The following is a 16,983-nucleotide window of genomic DNA, read 5'->3' on the forward strand; positions in this document are numbered from 1 at the left end:
AAGAAGTGGTTCGAAAAGCAGCGTAGCAATTCGTCCAAGTATGGGGGCACGGTCCACCAACGCCCGCAACGTTTCTTCAATTGCAGTGGTTGAATCAAAGTAGTGCAGGATGTAAAAATCAAGGTAATCAGTATTTAACCGTCTGAGACTGCCTTCAATGCCCTGCATGATATGCCGGCGGGACAGTCCGGAATCGTTTAAGCCGGCATCCTCACTGGCCGGAAAATAAACTTTAGAGCTCAGGACATACTGATTGCGTTTACCAGCGATCAATTTACCTAAGATCCGTTCCGACTCACCGTTCACGTACATATCTGCCGTATCAAAGAAATTGATGCCAGCATCCGTCACCCTGTCGAATAAGGCCTGCGATGTTTTTTCGTCTGCATCACCGCCAAACGACATCGCCCCAAAACAGAGTTCAGACACTTTTATACCCGTATTACCAACAGTTGTATAGTTCATCGAATTACCTCCATCTTCAAGGCCCTGTCCTTCATTGCCTTGTGAGTTCTACTAGTCGATGCCGATCTGGTTCAACCAGGCCTTCACCTGTGATTCAGCGTGCCCAACACCGTAACCGGACGTACCAAAACCCTTCAGCACATGTGACTGGGCAGCAGCTTTAGCAAAGGCCTGTTCGTACCCGCCGGCAGTACCCGCGTGGGTGTAGAACGGAATTAGCGTCACTGGACTGTCTTTAATGGCGTTCAAAAAGCGCAACACTGGCGTGGATGGTGCTCCAGACCAGGTTGGTCCGCCAACGAACACGTGTTCGTATTGGCTTACATCCGGCACTTGACCACTAAGACTTGGAAGTTGGTTATTGGCTAATTGCTGCTTGGCAATGTCAGAAGTTGCGTACATATCGTCTGAGAATGTGTCAGCCGGAACTTTAATTTCATACACGTCGCTGTCAGTCAAATGACTGATGGCAGTCGCTAAAGCTTCGGTGTTGCCTGACCACGAATAAAAAGCAATTAAATTTTTTGCTGTCATTTTTAAAACGCTCCTTTTTTATAGTGAGTGACCATCATCTTTACTTTACAACCTTCCAGTTGCTGTAAAGCAAGAACTTTTTATTGCAAATACGCAAATTTCCTATCACGGCCATCCCTAGAAATCAAACAAGTACCACGTCTGATCGACGCGATACTTGCTAACACGGTTAAGATCACCTTTTCAAACGCTTAAGACAGATTCACAATAAAATCTTGACGATTAGTTTCCTGCAGCAATGTCACCAATTGAACCGGCAGCTCACCGAGGTAGATCATCGTGTATGGTGAGATGTCCAGGTCCTTCAATTGAAAGGACAGTGCCTGCCAATCGGGATAGTAGTACAACGCCCCCGACTTGATTTGAGAAGTCGCAGTGGCATCCGTGGTCGCTAACGCATCTGAGAGTTTGCCATAGAATTCAACTCCAGCCCTAGCTGTAATGGTTAAATCAAGGGGAAACTGATGTTGCAACGCGGCTGTCACCGCGTTGTCAATCAACTTGATATCAAAAGTCTGTAATTCAGTTTTTACTCGCATCTCACTCATTGACCTCGCTATTCAATCGTTTTGATGACCTTTGCCGGTGACCCAACAGCGATACTGTTGGCAGGAATATCCTTGGTCACAACGGCACCGGTTCCGATAATCGCGTTTTCCCCGATCGTCACCCCGGGCAGGACACTCACGCGCGCACCTAACCAAGCATTTTTCTTAAGTGTGATCTCGCCGGTCTTGACCACCCGAATATTTTTCGGTTCGTGGTTGACCGTAAGCAAGCCAACACCAGGGCCCATCATGACGCCATCTTCAATCGTAATGGTGCCGAGTGACATCATCGTTAAGTGGTGGTTGGCATAAACGTTCTTGCCAACGTGGACATTGCTGGCGCAGTCGATATTCATCGGCGGTGTAAAGAACGTCCCGTCTTTCATCTGACCACCCATTAATTCATTTTCAAGGGCCACCAGCTTGTCTTTATCTGCTGGATCAGTTTGGCTGATTTCCCAGCAAATGTGATCACAGCGGTCAATTTCGCCATGGACTTCGCGTTGGTAATCCTCGTTTCGAATATCGTAGGATTGCCCATTTCTTAAATCATCAAAAACACTCATTTGATTACTGACCTCTTTTTTATAATTAGTTTTCTGGTTTCAAATCGCCGTAGAAATACGATGTATTCACGTTGGCCATTTCAGCGGCAACCCTGGGACGTCCCATTGGACGGGTTGCACGCATATTCGGTCAACTGTCATGTGGATGACAGCTATTTTGAAAAATCAATTTTGAAACTGACATCAGTCTACAACCTTCAAGTAACTTCAAGGCAAGCGCTAAATTCAAAAAAACGAAAAAACTTTTTTGCCGGTTAAAGTTACTATAAGAGCCACCTGTAAACAGTCGTCCAAAATGGTCATTCCCGAACAATTTCAGTTGAAATTAAAATAAATATCGTGTAACCTAGCCCTTAATTTATGTCGACCAGTTAAATTGGTCGCAATCGAGGGGAGCATTCGACATGACCTATTCAGTTCAAGATGTCGCAAACAAAACCGGGTTAACCACCTATACCATTCGCTATTACCATGACCACGGCCTGCTGCCATTTGTAAAACGTGACGCCAATAATAACCGCGTGTTCGATGACGTTGACCTGGAATGGGTCGATTTGATCACCTGCCTGCGCAGCACAGGGATGCCATTAAACGACATCAAGCAATACTTTGACCTGGTGATTGCCGGCGAAAGCACGATTCAAGAACGGTACGAAATTATGTTGGCGCAGCAACAGCGTACGCTCAAAGAAATCAGTGACCTGCAGACGCATTTGACCACCATTAATCGCAAGGTATCACATTACGCCGACGTTTTAATCAACCACAAAACTGACGATTACGAGCCGTCCAATATTCAGGAAACTGAAGTGACCGACAATAATCGGACCAGCGCTTAACCCACATTAGAAAGGATGATGACCCATGCCACTATTACAATTTAACCTCGTTAAGGACGCTTGGACGCCCGCAGACGTGCAAGAAATACTCGATACCGCTTACGACGTGACGCTATCCATTTTCCACGCACCACAGGGAGATCGTTACCAAACTGTCAGTTACTTTACGCCTGAAAACTTGATCATGAAGGATACGGGGTTGGGCTTCGAACGCTCAAACAAACGCATCCTGCTGAACATCCGAACACGTCCGCGCACTAAGGATGAAAAGGTGGCCTTCTACCAGCAGCTGTTTGAACAACTGCATGCCCGCTTCAACTTGAGCGCGCACGACCTGATGGTAAATATGGTCGAAAATAGTGATGCCGACTGGAGTTTTGACGGCGGGAAAGCCCAATTTTTAACTGGTGATCTATAGTCAAACCGCACAAAAAAACAGGTTCGCTACCGCGTTTCTCACGCGTATCGAACCTGTTTTTTTGTGTCCTTACTCACTAAAATTAAGGTTTATCTTCACCTATACCAATTAGTACATGCGAGCAGTGATGTACATAATGCGCCACTGCCCGTCAATTTTTTGATCATGCAGGGTTAATTCCAATGGCCACGTATTTCGTGACCCGTGAATGCTGGCATCCACCTGACTCTGGCCGACTAACACGGCCTGGTCATCGCTCAGTTCAGAAATGTCAACGTGCGCCTCATCGGAGGAAAAATAGTGCATCTGCCCGCTTTGAATTTCACCCAGCCAAGTGGTCTTATCCTGCATCATGCCGGTCATGTGTTTCAGGTAAAAATCATCATCCAGCAGTGCGCCTAACCGCTTAACATCACCAGCCACCATATACTTGTTATGGTCGCGGTACAGTTGCAATACAGCCTCTTTGTCAGTCATCACTTGCCTCCAATATTAGTCCTTAGGTTCAGGAATCACTTCATTTAGCAAACTTAACGCCGTTAAGCTGCGTGGGTAGCCGATAAATGGTAACAGCACGGTCACAGCTGAGATCAGGGTCTTCTTATCGTTACCAACGTTTTGGTTTGCGGCAATGTGTCCCTTGACCTGTGGATCAGCCCCGCCCATTGAAATAAGCATGGTAAAGGTCAGCAGTTCCCGAGTCTTAGTATCCAAGCCTTTCCGTGTATAATAATCACCGAAACAGTTATCAGCCAAGAAGGTTGCAAAATGCTTTTGGTTCTCTGGTGAATTGGCCAGCATGTTATCCACAGTGTCGCCAACAATGCCGCGCACGGTTTCTAATCCCTTATCATAACGGGTCTCTGGCGTGGTCGTTGATTGACCTTCCAAAGGTACATCAATGCCGCGGTCTTTGAACACTTCGTTAGTGCCGTGCAGAAAATCAAACACTTTACCTAACCCAACATATGGGACAGCTTGGTACACGATCTCTTTCACTTCGACCGGCGTCACACCAATGTTCAAAGCACCGTTCAGCATGGCCTTGTATTCGTTCAAACACTGCATCGCAATTAAGGACGCTAAGGTGAGCTTCATCCGTAGTTTCAGATCCAGATCTTGATATTTCAGAACTTCATCAAAAGTGAAGTTGTCAAATACTTCGATAAATTCGGGGTCAGTCTGCTTCAGAGTGGACTTCAGTCCTGGGAATAGTGTTTCGTGATTGTCTTGTGCCGTTTTACTAATTGCCATAATCATAGCCTCCAGTTGTTATTTAATTAACTTACACCACGAGTGTAGCCCCTTGAAGTTACTGCAAGGCAAGCGAAAAGATCACTTTTTTTGGACAATTGTTATTTAATGCTTCAAATTGGGCGTGTCAATCGTCAAAAACGCGCTGCATCCCCATTCGCAATAGGCCTTTTTATTGGTTAGGTATCAAAAAAACAGCCAAGGGCGATTCCTAGGGAATCCGCCCTCGACTGTTTTTTGGGTCTTGAACAGCGAAGCTTCTTTTTGTTTGCCGAAAACTTGTTTGCCGAAAACGCCTTGCAGCTTGTTCAAGTTATCAATAAACGGCCGGAACAACAGATGTCGGGCACTTTGCGGGCGTCATCGCTTAGCATACAGGGTTAATGCAATGCAACGTTTATTTGCCTCAGAGCATTTCCCCTAATTCGGACAGGTCACTTTAATGACCTGCCGCAATTAACCAATTGACCCGTTTAACATTGTTGACCAACTCGCGCTCACTTCTGTGCATCGGCAGCCATTTTATCCAGTGCCTGCGTAAAGGTTGTTTGCGCATCCGTGTACTTGTAAGTATAGAACTCCGGATACTTGGTTTTGAGCACCGATTTCGGATCTAATCGTCAGGACTGGTCCTTCACGAACGACGTGTAGGCAAGTGGCTGCCAGAGGGTCAATGCGGTTTGGGTCGGGATAATGGTGGGTAGGTCGCCAAACAGTGTGTTAATCTGTTCCGTGGTTAAATGCTGCTGCGTTAGTGTTTCTAGTTGCTGATACGTGCTGGTAAACCCAAGCCCCATCACCCGTTTGCCATTGCTTGCCGGATTTGTCATTAAAGCCAGTTCAATACCGGCAATGTCACGCACATCCACACTATCCATCGGGCCTTCAACGAGAGGTTGACTGCCATGAAGATAAGCGTAGATCATGTCATGCTGCCACGGAGTAAAACTAGGACCCACAATGTTGGTTGGGTGCAGCACCGTGACATCGAGGTCGATCAGGTCTGCCAGTTCACGCACTCGTTGCTCTTCACGGACCTTCATTGTAATAAACGGCTCGTACTGCCGATCCATGTGAGCCAAATCAGGCCACGTGTCCTCATCAATCACCGTTTTGCTGGTATCCGCGATACCCATGTAAATGGCTGCGGCGGATCCAATATGCACCAGTTTTTCAACCGTCCCTGCCGCAATGATGGCCTTAAACAAGTTGTTGACCATCGCGACCTTCGTTGCCACAAAGTCGGCGATCGTTTTTTCGTCACCCGTGAACGGTGCTGAATTGTTAAACACCCAGCGACTGCCGGCAATTGCTGGCTTAACCTTATCCGGGGAGGCCAGTAAATCGGCCTTAAAGCCGGTGACGTTTGGCAATTGCTGCTGCAAATAAGTCATTTTTTCCGGGTTACGATAAGTACCGACAATGTTGGTATAACCGCGGTCAGTCAGCGTTTTGGCTAACCAGGCACCCGTATAGCCGGTAATGCCAAGAATAGTGATTTGGTCGTTTTTCTCCATCAAAAACACTCCTTTTATTTTTCTTTACGCATTTAGTGTACAATCTTAGAGCGGGTCTAAGGCAAGTGTTTGGCTTACCCGATCACCTTGATCATCCGCGCAGGGTTGCCGGCGACCACGGTGTTGGCTTCCACATTCTTTGTCACCACCGAGCCAGTGCCGATGACGGCGTTGACACCGACCGTAATGCCGGGCAGGATCGTGGCACCAGCACCGATCCAGGCACCCTGTTTAATAGTAATCTTCTTGCCGATCAAAATACTGCGTTCTTTGAGGTCGTGGTTGTTGCTGACAAGCTGAGCATTGGCCGCTATCTGAACATTGTCTTCAATCTCGATACCGCCAGCAGCCATCATCAGAGCGTTGTACATAATAGAAACATTGTTGCCGATGTGCACGTTTTCCGGCCGTACAATGTGGACCGGGGCGGCAACGTTGGTGTTGGTCCCGATGCGGTCACCAAAAATTTGGTGTAACAGGTCGTCGGCTTCCGGCGTCATGGGCATCGTCTGGTTGTAGTTGAAAATGAGCTGCTGTTGAGCCGCCGTTTTTTGCCGGTCAGCCTCGGTTGCGTTGCGTAAATCAATTATTGTCTCAGACATCATGTTCTCCTTTTTTTCTGTGGTGCAGCAAAAACAGTTAACCACGGGGAAACGACCTCGTGCCTAACTGTTTTGCTGGTTGGTTATCGTTATTTTTGCTCAAGCTGTTGCAATTCAGATTCATCATCATTTTTTTGCGTCTGAACCCGTTCCAAATGCTGCAGTTCAAGCCTCAAATCATCTTGTTTTTCGGCTAACTGCTGTAAGGCTGTGTGCAGCAGTGCTTTTTGCGCGTCAATGATCGTGCATTTTTTCTGCTGCAGATGCGCATAGCGCTGCAACTTATCCAGTGAAATACCGACGTCGTACATCTGGTCCACGAATTGCGCCAAGTCGATCATTTGGTCATCCGTTAACTGATCGGGCAACAAATCTGCGTCCCGGTAAAAATCGAGTTTAATTTTGGCAATGCCGCTTTTCTTACTGAGGGTTTCAATATCCATAGTTATCAGCCACCTTTCCGTTGGTTCTTTATTACTGCGTTTACTGTTGCAATTTTGACTTACTATAACCCTTAAAGTTCACTTTAAGTCAAGCTGTTTACTTCGTTTTCTTGTCCTGAGGCAAAATCAAGATGACGACCAGAATCAAGGCAATCAGCAGGAACACTGCCCCGCCGCGTAAAGCCCAGTCAGTCCGTAAGGCTAAACTGCCAGTGCCGGTCAGGGCGGTGGCAATCACAACCAAAACAGCTAACCCTAGGGAACCGCCAACCTGGTGTGCAACGTTCACAACACCGGAAGCAGCGCCGGCATCTTGGGCGTCAATGTGGGCAATGCCGGCCGTGGTCAAAGGACTCAGAGCAGCCCCCTGACCGAGACCGATCAAAATCATTGGTAAGGCCACACTTGCAACATAACTGCCATCGGCCCCAGCAAAGCTCAGCCAAACCATCCCCAGCAGCGTCAAGACAAGCCCGCCGATCAACGTTTTTGCGTTGCCGAACTTAGCGGTCAGCCGAGAAACTTGCAGTGCACTAATAAAGTTGGCAATGGTCATTGGAAAGAACCCGATACCGGCCATCAGCGGTGAAAAACCGTAAACCTTTTGCAGGAATTGCGTAATGAAGAACCAGAAGGCCATCATGGCCCCTAAAAACAACATCCGTGCCAGGTAAGCGCCCGTCCGTTCCGAATTCTTAAAGACCCGCAGCGGCATAATCGGTTGACTGACCTTGGCTTCGCGCCATACAAATAAAACCAATAAAATGATTGCAGCAATGATCCAGTACAGTGCAGGACCACCGTCAGAAATCAACAGAATACCATAAACTAAACTCACCATCCCGAGTAAGGAAAGTACTGAACCGATCCCATCAAATGAACCGTGTTTTGCGGGGGTCGGGTGAACCGTCTTGGTAGCCCAAACCAGCATCACAATGGCAATCGGGACGTTCACGAAGAAGGCGTACCGCCAGCTCAGCAAGCTTGCGAACAACCCGCCGATAACGAGTCCAACGCTGGCACCGATACCGGCAACAGCGCCGTAATCAGCAACCGCACGAATACGTTTCACGCCAGCGGGAATGCTGTCCATTAACAGCGCAAGCGTTGACGGTGCTAAAGCAGCCGCCCCGGCCCCCTGGAACCCACGGGCAATGATCATCCAAAGGGCACTGTTCGCAAAGCCCACCAGCAGTGACCCTAAACCAAAGATCACTAACCCGATGTTAAAGATTTGCTTGCGTCCCATGATATCGCCCAAACGACCGCCGAGTAACAATAGTCCACCGAAAATGATGGTGTAGGCGTTTTGCACCCAGGTGAGGTTCGCCGTGGATAAGTTCAGGTCCCGCTGAATATTCGGCAGCGCGGTGATGACCACCGAGACGTCCAGCACCGTCATGAAGTAGCTGACTAACACGATAGCTAAAACTGATAATTCGTATTTCGTAAATTTTTCTTGCATGATTTATTTTGCTCCTTTAACTCGCTTCGTTTGTTTTGCGCTTAATTGATTACAAGAAAGGAGTATAAGAGGTTGAAGTAACTTCAAGGCAAGGGTTTTTTTAATTTTTTTTTGAGCGCGTGAAAAAGGGCGTTTAAGTGGCGGCGCTTAACGGACGCTGAGCCGAAAAGTCCGGGCCTCATCTTTTGCTCAGCGTCCGTTATGCAGTAGCCTCTTGCCTTCTGGAACGCGTTTCTGCTAGGTAGCAGAGAAAGTAATTTGAAGTATCAAAATTGACGATTCATAGGAAGACAGTGGAAACAACGGTTAAGACAGGAAGCTTAGTTACCTAAAAAAAGCCATCCAATCAACCGTTTATTCACTCGTAGGAAAATAAATTTCGGCCAACGAGCAGGTTCACTCCCAAAATATAAACGCTCCTAACTGAAAATCCCGAACGAATTTTTAGCTAGGAGCGTTTCGTTTATATGACCGAACACGGCCGTTTGCCGCGCATTTTGGCTAGAAAACCAGAACCCGCAAAAATGACACTTTTATGACCTGAAAGACTTTTGAATCCGTTTTGAGCACCCATCCACCACGGTTCTTCAGACCACAATTATTTTTCAACAACCTGATTGTGCCCCGAATCACCCGCATACGGAAAAACGTTCTGCGACAGCTTAAACGCAAACGTATCCCGATTAATGGCGCCCACAATGTGGTCTTCGTCGTGAAACAGCTGTACTAAGTATTTAGCTGACTGTTCACTAGTGAAGTAGGACTCACCGAACGCGTCATCATAGTCGTAGTTCTCCACGTCGTTGGCCACCTTGCCAAAATTGGTCTCAGTCGCAGCCGGCGCGTACAATTTAGCCTTCAGCGCTGCGCCCTTATGCCGCAATTCCAGCGCGAGGTTCTCAGTAAAGGCCCCCACGTAAAACTTCGTTGCACTGTATGTCACACAGGTTGGTACCATTAAGTAGCCGCCCACTGATGAGACGTTGATCAGCTGTGTACCTTGGATATTTTCGTGATCCTTCACATAAAGCATAGACAGCAGCGTCAACGCCTCGACGTTCAGCTGGATCATCAGCATCGCCTTATTCACATCCTGGTCGCTGATGAGCTTGTAGTCGCCGAACCCGGCGTTATTGATCCAGCAATCGATATTAAAATCACTTAACGAATAGTACAGCGCTCGTGCCTGTGCGGTATTAGTCAAGTCGTACGACCGCACCTGTACCTTTAAATCAGGATGGGCGTCCTGGATCTCAGCCCTGACCGTTTTTAAATCGTCTGTGTTCCTGGCAATTAGAATCAAGTTGCGACCTTCGTCTGCGAATTGTTTGGCTGCCGCGCGCCCGATGCCGGTTGATGCACCGGTAATTGCGATGTATGTTTCTGATGTCATATGTAGGTCCTCCGGTTTGATGATTATTTGTGTAATACACGTATTGTCTTCTATTTTAAATGATTGTCTCATTGATTTCACCTTTAATTTTAATAATTAGAGACTAGTTATCGAAACCATGATCACGCTTAATTGCGGCTACTATGGGTATAATAGAGACAACTCATCATTATCGGGGAGGCTGAGTCATGAATAAGGACAGATTGATCGCGTTTGAAGATGCGGTGTTAGCCATTATTGATACCATTCTAGTTTTAGATTTACAGAAACCCGCCATCGTTTCTTGGGCTGGGTTATGGGCGTTGCGAGCCAACTTCTTTGCGTACACCCTGTCCTTCTTCTGGATCGGCCTCATGTGGGTCTCGCACCATAACCACTGGCATCTAGTCAAACAGATCGATAACCACACGGTTTATTTGACGCTGATCCTATTGTTTTTCTCATCACTCTTCCCATACACGACAAGTCTGGTGGCCGAAAACTTTTACAACACCACCGCCCAAGTGTTCTACGGAGTGATCATCATTATCATTTCGTGCTTAAACGTCCTGATCTCCCTTAATTTAAACAAACTCAATCCCGAGGCACACTTCGGCCTGCTGTATAAGATTCCCAACCACACTGTAATTTTGGATCTGGCCTGCAAGGTCATCGGCCTGTTGATTGCCGTGTGGGTTTATCCGCCAGCCATGGTGTATTCAATTTTAATTGCTAGTATTGTACTACAGTTTGATTTTTCAAGGCTTTTCGCGTGAAGCAGAGAGTGGAAGGAAGCGTTTAGAGACCAGAACGGAAGCGCAGTTAGTGGAAAAAACCGATCTTGGATTTTTCACTAACTGCGCTTCCGTGGCCGGTCTCTGCTTCCTGAAACGCGTTTCCACACGGTAGCCTAAAAAAGAACAAAAATCAATTTCACGTCAAAATAAGGAGGCGCCAACTAAAAGCCCTAAACGGTTTTAGTTGACGCCTCTTATCTGGTCAAAAACAAGCATTTGCAGCAAGTTTTGACATGTTTATAGCTCATATAGCCCTTTAACTCAGCCTCATACCTATTTAATGTGCGCTGCAAAAAACGCTTTTTCCGCATTGTTACATTCAATGCCAAGTTCATCTCGCTGGTCGATATGGAAAACGTGTCCGCGTGGGTGGTCGGCATCACCATAAACATGGAATTCATGGGGATGATTGCGGTCAATCAAGAACTGATCCATCCGCACGCCCTCGTCATGCAGAAAATCATTGTTGGCGGTCATGATGAACAGCGGCGGCAATTCAGCGGACATGTAGTTTTCTGTCTTTAACTGGTCGGCATACAGGCGCTGAACGCTTGGGACAAAGTAGGCCATGGCGATCAACGTGTCGTCCGCCAGCGTTTCCGGCCGGTCCAGAAAGTAGACGCCGCAGTTCAATGCGGCTGCCCGAATCGTTAAACTGGTTTTCGTCATGCCCAGTGCCCGGCGATAGGCATCATTTGTTTGGGCGGTCAGGTACTGCTGCGCAAGTGTGGCACCGGCACTGTCACCGGTAAAGAACACATTGTCCAGATCAATGCTGTATTCAGCAGCGTGGTCCGCGGTCCATTTCACAGCGGTGGAAACGTCCTGGATTGCCCCTGGGAAAACGGTCTTTGGTGCCAACCGATAGTTGAAATTCACCACGGCGAACCCCTGGCGTGCCCACCACAGGCAGTAGTGTTGGTACAATTCCTTGTCGCCGTATACGAAACCGCCGCCGTGCACGTTGACCACTGTTGGGTAGACGGTCTTCCCCTGTTTTGGGACGTAAATGTCCAGTAAATTTTCAGTCCCATTCGGCCCGTAGCTTAAATTATCGAAACGGGTGACGTCGGGATAGCTCGTGGGCAACCCAGCATCTCGTTTCGCGTCGTTCGCGCCCCACTCAGTCCGCATTTTCGTTACGGCTGCCATCACTTTATCTTGCTCGTTTTTAATCATTTCATTCACGCTTCTTTCTTATTTTTCAGATGTTGCTGCCCGGATGCTGCGCATTTGAATCGCCACGACCACCGCCGTGACAATTGCCAACACAAACAGTCCTGACGCACACACGACCATGGCGCTGACGGGACCAGAGTGGCCGAATGCCCCTGATAAAGCGTTTACAACTGTCGGTGATAAGAAGACCCCTGCGTTGGTCATGATGAGCATCACGGATGACGCCAGGTTTTCAGAACCCTTTGGCGCTTTAACGTTGACCATGGTGTAAATATACGGGATCGTGAACGCAAACCCGATACCGATAATAACCACGCCAACGGTCACGCCGCCCATCGCGGTCATTCTGGACAGCAGCAGGAAGCCGATTGTCATGAGAAACAGCCCCAGCGGCAAGATCACTGACCCGATCCACTTGAAAAGTTTGCCATAGAACAGGCTGAACAGCATGGAGACCAGCGTCAAGCCGCCTAAAACGGCGGATGCTTGGGAAGCAGACCCGATGTGTTGGGCTGCAAACAGACTTGACAACTGCACGGTCACGACCATGAAGAACACGTACACGAAGAAGGTCAGAATAGAAATGGCGATGACTGGCGTGTTGAGCCGCTGTCTTGCGGCTGGCTTGCTTGTCGTTGTGGCCGTCTTGGACTCGTGCGGGTCTTGCCGGTCAATATTCGGCACGACTGCGCCAAACAAAAGCATGACTGGTAAGGCAATGGCGTAAATTAAGAACGTTGCGTGCCAGCCGAAGATGATTAAATAGCTCACCGCAAACGACAACACGGAACTGCCAAGGTTTTGAACGGTCGATTGAAAGCCCATCATGGTGGCCAGTTCATTACCCTCGTAAAATTGTGAAATCAGACTGAGTGTTAATGAATTAAACAGCCCGATTCCGAAACCTAACAGAAATCTCGTGACAAGCACGATCGTATAATTGCTGATGAACACGGGGATCACGCCGGCAATTAAGGCAATCGTCAGCCCGGTCATAACTGTGCGTTTGGCCCCAATTCTAAGGGTCACAACTTCACCTAGAAAGATCCCAAAAATAACGCCCAGATTCGGAATCGTTGATAGGGTTTGCACCGCCGACGCTGATTGGCTGCTGAAAGTCTTGGCCATCAACGGAATAGCGGCCGCAATATTTGGCGCAATCATCAGCATCAATGAAATTGATAAAATAGCGATTTTAAACAGCCACGATTGCGGTTTTACTTTTTGCATGTCACTCACTCCATTCATTAAATAGAATTTTATTAACGGTTAAAGACTATCATGTAAGCGGTTACTAAAAGAGAAATGAATTCACTAAAAAAAGGCCAATTATTGACCTTTGTGTGTTTGTCGATATTTTAATGGATTTTGCTGATAAACCTTAATGAACAGTGTCCGAAATGCTTTAACGTTGGCAAATCCCGTCAAATCAGCAATTGCAGAAATTGACGTCTCTGTGGTGACCAATAATTGATAAGCATCTTGAAGCCGAATCAACTGTAAATACTGCATTAAACTAACCTGCATCTGCTTTGTAAACAGTCGTGACAAGTACCCGGTTGACAGATGCATCTCCCCCGCTACCTGGGTCAACGTCAGCGCCTGGCGTGAGTTATCCGTCAGAAACGCAATGACTTTGGCAAGCGCCTGTTGCTGGGTTGTGCCATGGAGGTTGTTTGGGACATCACGATACTGGCTGAAGTGTTTGAGCAGAATGTAGAGCACCAGGTAAAGCGCGCTTTGTTGCCGCAATCGCAGTAACCCATCGGTGGGTTCGGCCTCGATGGTCGTTACCCTTTTGATTGCATTGACCAACTGCGGGTAGGCCGGGTTCTTCTGGTCAACCAAAAACCAAATGAATTGGAAATTCGGCAGCTGTTTTTCAAGAAATTGATACGGCATCAGCAACGTCACCGCGCTTGTTTCAGCCGTCGACTGCGCACTGCGAACGCCGTGGATCTCATTGGCGTTGATCAACACGATGTCCCCGGCCTGTGCCGTGAGCGTTTTGCCGCTCACCACATACGTTGCACTGCCCGCTAACACCAGGTCAATTTCAACCGCCTGGTGCCAGTGTGGCAGAACGTTGCTTTCGTTACCGCGATGTTCAATGACGCGAATGGGTAACCCCTCGTTGGGGGTGACGAGTTCGTGATGGTACATTTCCTTCACCTTCTCTTCACGCCTTAAGCGCATAAAAAATGGCCAACCAAGTTTGCTTCAGTATCTGAAGACTGGTTAGCAGCTAGTGCTCTCAATGTAACATGCGTCAAAAACCGTGTCAATTATTGCGGGTATCAGCCAGTTGGTTGCCAATGATTCCTCACATAAGGTCGGACTACCGTCTTTAGGTCAGCACGACTAACGTTTTCGGGTCATTCAAAATGACAATCGATGCTTTGTAAACCCACCATTCATTGCATGACCCGTTCTCTTTCAAAAATAAGGTGATCGTCATCCCACAAAACTGATACAACACCCGTCAATTCTATACAATTCAAGAATTGACGGGTGTTTTTTCAACCATAACAACTTTAAATTAGCGAGAATGAGACACCTATACTGACTGTTTCTTTTCACCAGACATTTTGTTTGAAAGCAACAAGGTTGGCAAAATAATCAAAATCGCAGAAATCGAAATGATCAAGAACCCATACTGATATGATTCAAGACGAATGTGACTGAGGTGCTGGGTAACAAACTGCTGAAGCTGTGACGTCTTGACTTGGTACTGCTGGTTCTTTAGCCGCCGTTCGAAAACATGAACGTTGTGATTGGCAAATGATGTGACTAAAGTTGTCACAAGTGCTGAACCAAAAGCCCCACCCACATTTTGAATAATACGGGAACCAATCGTGGCCGCTGGCGTCTGCGTTTTGTCCATGCCCGTATATGAATCTGCCATCAAGGGCATGGTGACACCGCCAGCGCCAAAACCGCGCACAAATAAAACGAGTGCAATGATCCAGTAGGCCGTTTTTTGGGTAAACCAGAAGAACGGAATAGTCCCTAAAAAAGTAATGAGTATGCTGACCATAACAACGTATTTTGCGCCGATACTATCGGTGAGTCGACCGACAAACGGGCGTGTGATCAGCATGCTTAAGCCCTGTGGAATCAGTGCTAAGGCAGCCGCAATAACGCTCATATGACGCACGTTTTGAAAGTACAGCGGTAACAGCAGCATCGCGCCATTTAAAAAGAGTCCAGAAATGAAGATGCCGATCGAAGAACCAGTAAACGCGTGAAATTTGAAAAGACTAAGCGGCAAAACCACCCTGTCATGCCGCACGATTGCCCACACAACATAGGCAATGGCCATCCCTAACCCAAAGAGCAAAAAATCGACCGTTTCCCGGTTTAAAAACGTGTCCTTTGTGCCGGCTTCGACTACGCCATAAATGACCGTCGAAGACAGTAAAACTAATAAACCAATGCCTACAAAGTCCATTTTTGATTGCTTGTCCTTTGGCGGAAATTGCGGCATCTTGCATGCAATCAGAATGACGGACATGATCGTAATTGGCACATTTATCCAAAAGATCCAGTGCCAGGATAAAAATTTAATAATCACGCCACCGACAACTGGTCCAAGCAGCGGTCCCAGAATAATCGGCAATCCAACCGTTGCCATCAGTTGCCCGAGTACCTCAGGCCCAGACAGTTGAACAATTAAATTAATCAGCAACGGTGTGATCAACCCATCAGCGAAACCTTGAACCAAGCGCATCGCAATTAAAAAATGAACGTTTGGGGAGATGGCAGCCAGTAAGGAACCAACGCCGAATAATGCCTCACTGAAAATAAAGAGTTTTTTGCCATCGAATTTGTTCAGGAGCCAGCTTGAAAATGGTACCGCAACCCCTGTGGCCAATAAATAACAGGTCACTGTCCACTGAACGGTCGTCAGGGAGCTATGAAATGACAGCCGTAAACTATTGAGGGCGATATTGATCATCGTCGTATCCAACATTGGCGCCATGGCACCAAACACAATAATCCAGGCAACCATCTGAGTTTTTTTTGAAATCGCATTTTTGCTTTGCAATGTAACATGCCTCCACTTTTCTAAGATACACTTTGCACTTAAAATGCATACCTGTTATAATACACTTAACGAATCCAAAGTCAACAAGAAACAATTTGTATCTTAGAAAAGAGGCCTTTTGAATGACAAAGAGGAGACGGCATGGCGAAGAATTAGAAAACGCTATTTTCGAATCAACGATTGCAATATTGGACAGTGACGGGTTAGAAGGACTCACCTTTTCGAAAGTGGCCTCGTTGGCCAAAACAAGCCGACCGGTCATTTATCGTCGCTGGGACTCCCCCTTTTCACTCGCACTTGATGCGATTCGAAATAAAATCCGTAAAGAAAATAGTGGGCACCTGCAAGACATAAAACTTAACGGCGACCACTTAAAAGATGACCTCTCGCAAGTTTTGCGGAGATACATGGTCGTGATCAATACCTTTAGTCACTACTACGCCTCGCTATTCTTGGCCGGCGCCAGCCAAGAAAATGATACCGTCTTGGACAGTTTGTTTGACTATGCCGATAAAGAAGATATCAAAACAATGACCCTCATTTTTGAACGGGCAATTGCGCGCAAAGAAATCACCAAGGACAACTTCTCCGATGAAGTCAAACTGTTACCGTTTGAATGGCTGCGTTACCATCTTTTCACAGAAAAAAACGTCAGCGAAGCACAGTTGCAGCATTTTATTGAGATCGTTCTGCTACCGGTTTATACGCAAAAGTAACAAAAATGGTTCTGTATCACCTGATCTCAAAACCCTTCGATTTCACCTGCCGATGGCAATTCCAATCACATTCAAGACAGGATGATTTTCTAGCTATTAGTGTTGCTGATTTCTCCTCGGATATAAGGTCATCTATAAATCACAGAATTACACCAAAAAATACCGGCTGTAAAATTTCTGGTATTGGTGGTCACGCCAATGCCAGTTTTTTATTGTCTTA

The 16,983-nt window shown here is 47.1% G+C and carries 19 protein-coding genes; 4 read left to right on the forward strand and 15 right to left on the reverse strand.

Annotated features, from left to right (window positions below; all coding sequences use genetic code 11):
* The 4 genes from FC82_RS00460 to FC82_RS00475 form a co-directional block, all read right to left on the reverse strand.
* Positions 1-465: aldo/keto reductase (locus FC82_RS00460; protein ID WP_161939750.1), on the reverse strand; the 465-nt coding region annotated here is incomplete at its 3' end.
* Positions 466-516: 51 nt separating this feature from the next.
* Positions 517-999 carry a flavodoxin gene (locus tag FC82_RS00465; protein WP_056995918.1) on the reverse strand — a complete coding sequence of 161 codons (483 nt, stop codon included), beginning with the start codon at positions 997-999 and terminating at the stop codon, positions 517-519.
* Between the two features lie 191 nt (positions 1,000-1,190).
* Positions 1,191-1,547: a cyclophilin-like fold protein gene (locus FC82_RS00470; RefSeq protein WP_235809137.1), complete on the reverse strand. Its 357-nt coding sequence runs from the start codon at positions 1,545-1,547 to the stop codon at positions 1,191-1,193.
* Positions 1,548-1,555: 8 nt separating this feature from the next.
* Positions 1,556-2,113 (reverse strand): DapH/DapD/GlmU-related protein, encoded by a 558-nt coding sequence (locus tag FC82_RS00475; protein ID WP_056995919.1) that lies wholly within the window; start codon positions 2,111-2,113, stop codon positions 1,556-1,558.
* Between the two features lie 404 nt (positions 2,114-2,517).
* Between FC82_RS00475 and FC82_RS00480 the strand changes: the two genes are divergently transcribed.
* Both FC82_RS00480 and FC82_RS00485 read left to right on the forward strand, forming a co-directional pair.
* Positions 2,518-2,952, forward strand: a complete 435-nt coding sequence (locus FC82_RS00480; protein ID WP_054762563.1) for a MerR family transcriptional regulator — start codon at positions 2,518-2,520, stop codon at positions 2,950-2,952.
* A 25-nt stretch (positions 2,953-2,977) separates the two neighbouring features.
* Positions 2,978-3,370 carry a tautomerase family protein gene (locus FC82_RS00485; protein ID WP_054762561.1) on the forward strand — a complete coding sequence of 131 codons (393 nt, stop codon included), beginning with the start codon at positions 2,978-2,980 and terminating at the stop codon, positions 3,368-3,370.
* A gap of 108 nt (positions 3,371-3,478) precedes the next feature.
* Here FC82_RS00485 and FC82_RS00490 read toward each other — a convergent pair whose 3' ends face one another.
* The 7 genes from FC82_RS00490 to FC82_RS00520 all read right to left on the reverse strand — a co-directional run bounded on the left by FC82_RS00490 (position 3,479) and on the right by FC82_RS00520 (position 10,044).
* A complete protein-coding gene (locus tag FC82_RS00490) occupies positions 3,479-3,847 on the reverse strand; it encodes a nuclear transport factor 2 family protein (RefSeq protein ID WP_056995920.1) in 369 nt (122 codons plus the stop codon).
* A 15-nt stretch (positions 3,848-3,862) separates the two neighbouring features.
* Positions 3,863-4,624: a carboxymuconolactone decarboxylase family protein gene (locus tag FC82_RS00495; RefSeq protein ID WP_056995921.1), complete on the reverse strand. Its 762-nt coding sequence runs from the start codon at positions 4,622-4,624 to the stop codon at positions 3,863-3,865.
* A gap of 620 nt (positions 4,625-5,244) precedes the next feature.
* Positions 5,245-6,141 (reverse strand): NAD-dependent epimerase/dehydratase family protein, encoded by an 897-nt coding sequence (locus FC82_RS00500; protein ID WP_056995922.1) that lies wholly within the window; start codon positions 6,139-6,141, stop codon positions 5,245-5,247.
* Between the two features lie 74 nt (positions 6,142-6,215).
* On the reverse strand, positions 6,216-6,743 hold the full coding sequence (locus FC82_RS00505; protein WP_054762556.1) for an acyltransferase: 528 nt from the start codon (positions 6,741-6,743) through the stop codon (positions 6,216-6,218).
* Between the two features lie 89 nt (positions 6,744-6,832).
* A complete protein-coding gene (locus FC82_RS00510; RefSeq protein ID WP_054762554.1) occupies positions 6,833-7,186 on the reverse strand; it encodes a hypothetical protein in 354 nt (117 codons plus the stop codon).
* 97 nt (positions 7,187-7,283) lie between these two features.
* Positions 7,284-8,651, reverse strand: a complete 1,368-nt coding sequence (locus FC82_RS00515) for an MFS transporter (RefSeq protein ID WP_153021022.1) — start codon at positions 8,649-8,651, stop codon at positions 7,284-7,286.
* A 598-nt stretch (positions 8,652-9,249) separates the two neighbouring features.
* A complete protein-coding gene (locus FC82_RS00520) occupies positions 9,250-10,044 on the reverse strand; it encodes an SDR family NAD(P)-dependent oxidoreductase (protein ID WP_054762552.1) in 795 nt (264 codons plus the stop codon).
* A gap of 188 nt (positions 10,045-10,232) precedes the next feature.
* Here FC82_RS00520 and FC82_RS00525 point away from each other — a divergent pair, with 188 nt between their 5' ends.
* Positions 10,233-10,799, forward strand: coding sequence for a TMEM175 family protein (locus FC82_RS00525; RefSeq protein WP_054762549.1), 567 nt, complete (start codon positions 10,233-10,235; stop codon positions 10,797-10,799).
* A 294-nt stretch (positions 10,800-11,093) separates the two neighbouring features.
* On the opposite strand, the gene FC82_RS00530 is transcribed toward FC82_RS00525, so the two are convergent.
* From FC82_RS00530 to FC82_RS00545, 4 genes are all read right to left on the reverse strand, one after another.
* The gene (locus FC82_RS00530; RefSeq protein ID WP_065101488.1) at positions 11,094-11,999 is read right to left on the reverse strand and encodes an alpha/beta hydrolase; all 906 of its coding nucleotides are present in this window, start codon (positions 11,997-11,999) and stop codon (positions 11,094-11,096) included.
* Between the two features lie 18 nt (positions 12,000-12,017).
* Positions 12,018-13,229, reverse strand: a complete 1,212-nt coding sequence (locus FC82_RS00535; RefSeq protein WP_054762548.1) for an MFS transporter — start codon at positions 13,227-13,229, stop codon at positions 12,018-12,020.
* Positions 13,230-13,328: 99 nt separating this feature from the next.
* Positions 13,329-14,162 (reverse strand): AraC family transcriptional regulator, encoded by an 834-nt coding sequence (locus FC82_RS00540; RefSeq protein WP_056995923.1) that lies wholly within the window; start codon positions 14,160-14,162, stop codon positions 13,329-13,331.
* 394 nt (positions 14,163-14,556) lie between these two features.
* A complete protein-coding gene (locus tag FC82_RS00545; RefSeq protein WP_235809138.1) occupies positions 14,557-16,047 on the reverse strand; it encodes an MDR family MFS transporter in 1,491 nt (496 codons plus the stop codon).
* 122 nt (positions 16,048-16,169) lie between these two features.
* Here FC82_RS00545 and FC82_RS00550 point away from each other — a divergent pair, with 122 nt between their 5' ends.
* Complete coding sequence (locus FC82_RS00550; RefSeq protein WP_056995924.1) at positions 16,170-16,763, forward strand: TetR/AcrR family transcriptional regulator; 594 nt, start codon at positions 16,170-16,172, stop codon at positions 16,761-16,763.
* The last annotated feature ends 220 nt before the right edge of the window (positions 16,764-16,983 follow it).

Source organism: Secundilactobacillus collinoides DSM 20515 = JCM 1123, assembly GCF_001435975.1.
Taxonomy (GTDB): domain Bacteria; phylum Bacillota; class Bacilli; order Lactobacillales; family Lactobacillaceae; genus Secundilactobacillus; species Secundilactobacillus collinoides.

What these genes read in the sequence shown, in the direction of transcription:
- FC82_RS00540 (WP_056995923.1), bottom strand. Translation starts at nt 14,162, where the DNA reads ATGTACCATCACGAACTCGTCACCCCCAACGAGGGGTTACCCATTCGC.
- FC82_RS00480 (WP_054762563.1), top strand. Translation starts at nt 2,518, where the DNA reads ATGACCTATTCAGTTCAAGATGTCGCAAACAAAACCGGGTTAACCACC.
- FC82_RS00515 (WP_153021022.1), bottom strand. Translation starts at nt 8,651, where the DNA reads ATGCAAGAAAAATTTACGAAATACGAATTATCAGTTTTAGCTATCGTG.
- FC82_RS00475 (WP_056995919.1), bottom strand. Translation starts at nt 2,113, where the DNA reads ATGAGTGTTTTTGATGATTTAAGAAATGGGCAATCCTACGATATTCGA.
- FC82_RS00520 (WP_054762552.1), bottom strand. Translation starts at nt 10,044, where the DNA reads ATGACATCAGAAACATACATCGCAATTACCGGTGCATCAACCGGCATC.
- FC82_RS00525 (WP_054762549.1), top strand. Translation starts at nt 10,233, where the DNA reads ATGAATAAGGACAGATTGATCGCGTTTGAAGATGCGGTGTTAGCCATT.
- FC82_RS00470 (WP_235809137.1), bottom strand. Translation starts at nt 1,547, where the DNA reads ATGAGTGAGATGCGAGTAAAAACTGAATTACAGACTTTTGATATCAAG.
- FC82_RS00505 (WP_054762556.1), bottom strand. Translation starts at nt 6,743, where the DNA reads ATGTCTGAGACAATAATTGATTTACGCAACGCAACCGAGGCTGACCGG.
- FC82_RS00490 (WP_056995920.1), bottom strand. Translation starts at nt 3,847, where the DNA reads ATGACTGACAAAGAGGCTGTATTGCAACTGTACCGCGACCATAACAAG.
- FC82_RS00535 (WP_054762548.1), bottom strand. Translation starts at nt 13,229, where the DNA reads ATGCAAAAAGTAAAACCGCAATCGTGGCTGTTTAAAATCGCTATTTTA.
- FC82_RS00500 (WP_056995922.1), bottom strand. Translation starts at nt 6,141, where the DNA reads ATGGAGAAAAACGACCAAATCACTATTCTTGGCATTACCGGCTATACG.
- FC82_RS00465 (WP_056995918.1), bottom strand. Translation starts at nt 999, where the DNA reads ATGACAGCAAAAAATTTAATTGCTTTTTATTCGTGGTCAGGCAACACC.
- FC82_RS00530 (WP_065101488.1), bottom strand. Translation starts at nt 11,999, where the DNA reads ATGATTAAAAACGAGCAAGATAAAGTGATGGCAGCCGTAACGAAAATG.
- FC82_RS00550 (WP_056995924.1), top strand. Translation starts at nt 16,170, where the DNA reads ATGACAAAGAGGAGACGGCATGGCGAAGAATTAGAAAACGCTATTTTC.
- FC82_RS00485 (WP_054762561.1), top strand. Translation starts at nt 2,978, where the DNA reads ATGCCACTATTACAATTTAACCTCGTTAAGGACGCTTGGACGCCCGCA.
- FC82_RS00495 (WP_056995921.1), bottom strand. Translation starts at nt 4,624, where the DNA reads ATGGCAATTAGTAAAACGGCACAAGACAATCACGAAACACTATTCCCA.
- FC82_RS00510 (WP_054762554.1), bottom strand. Translation starts at nt 7,186, where the DNA reads ATGGATATTGAAACCCTCAGTAAGAAAAGCGGCATTGCCAAAATTAAA.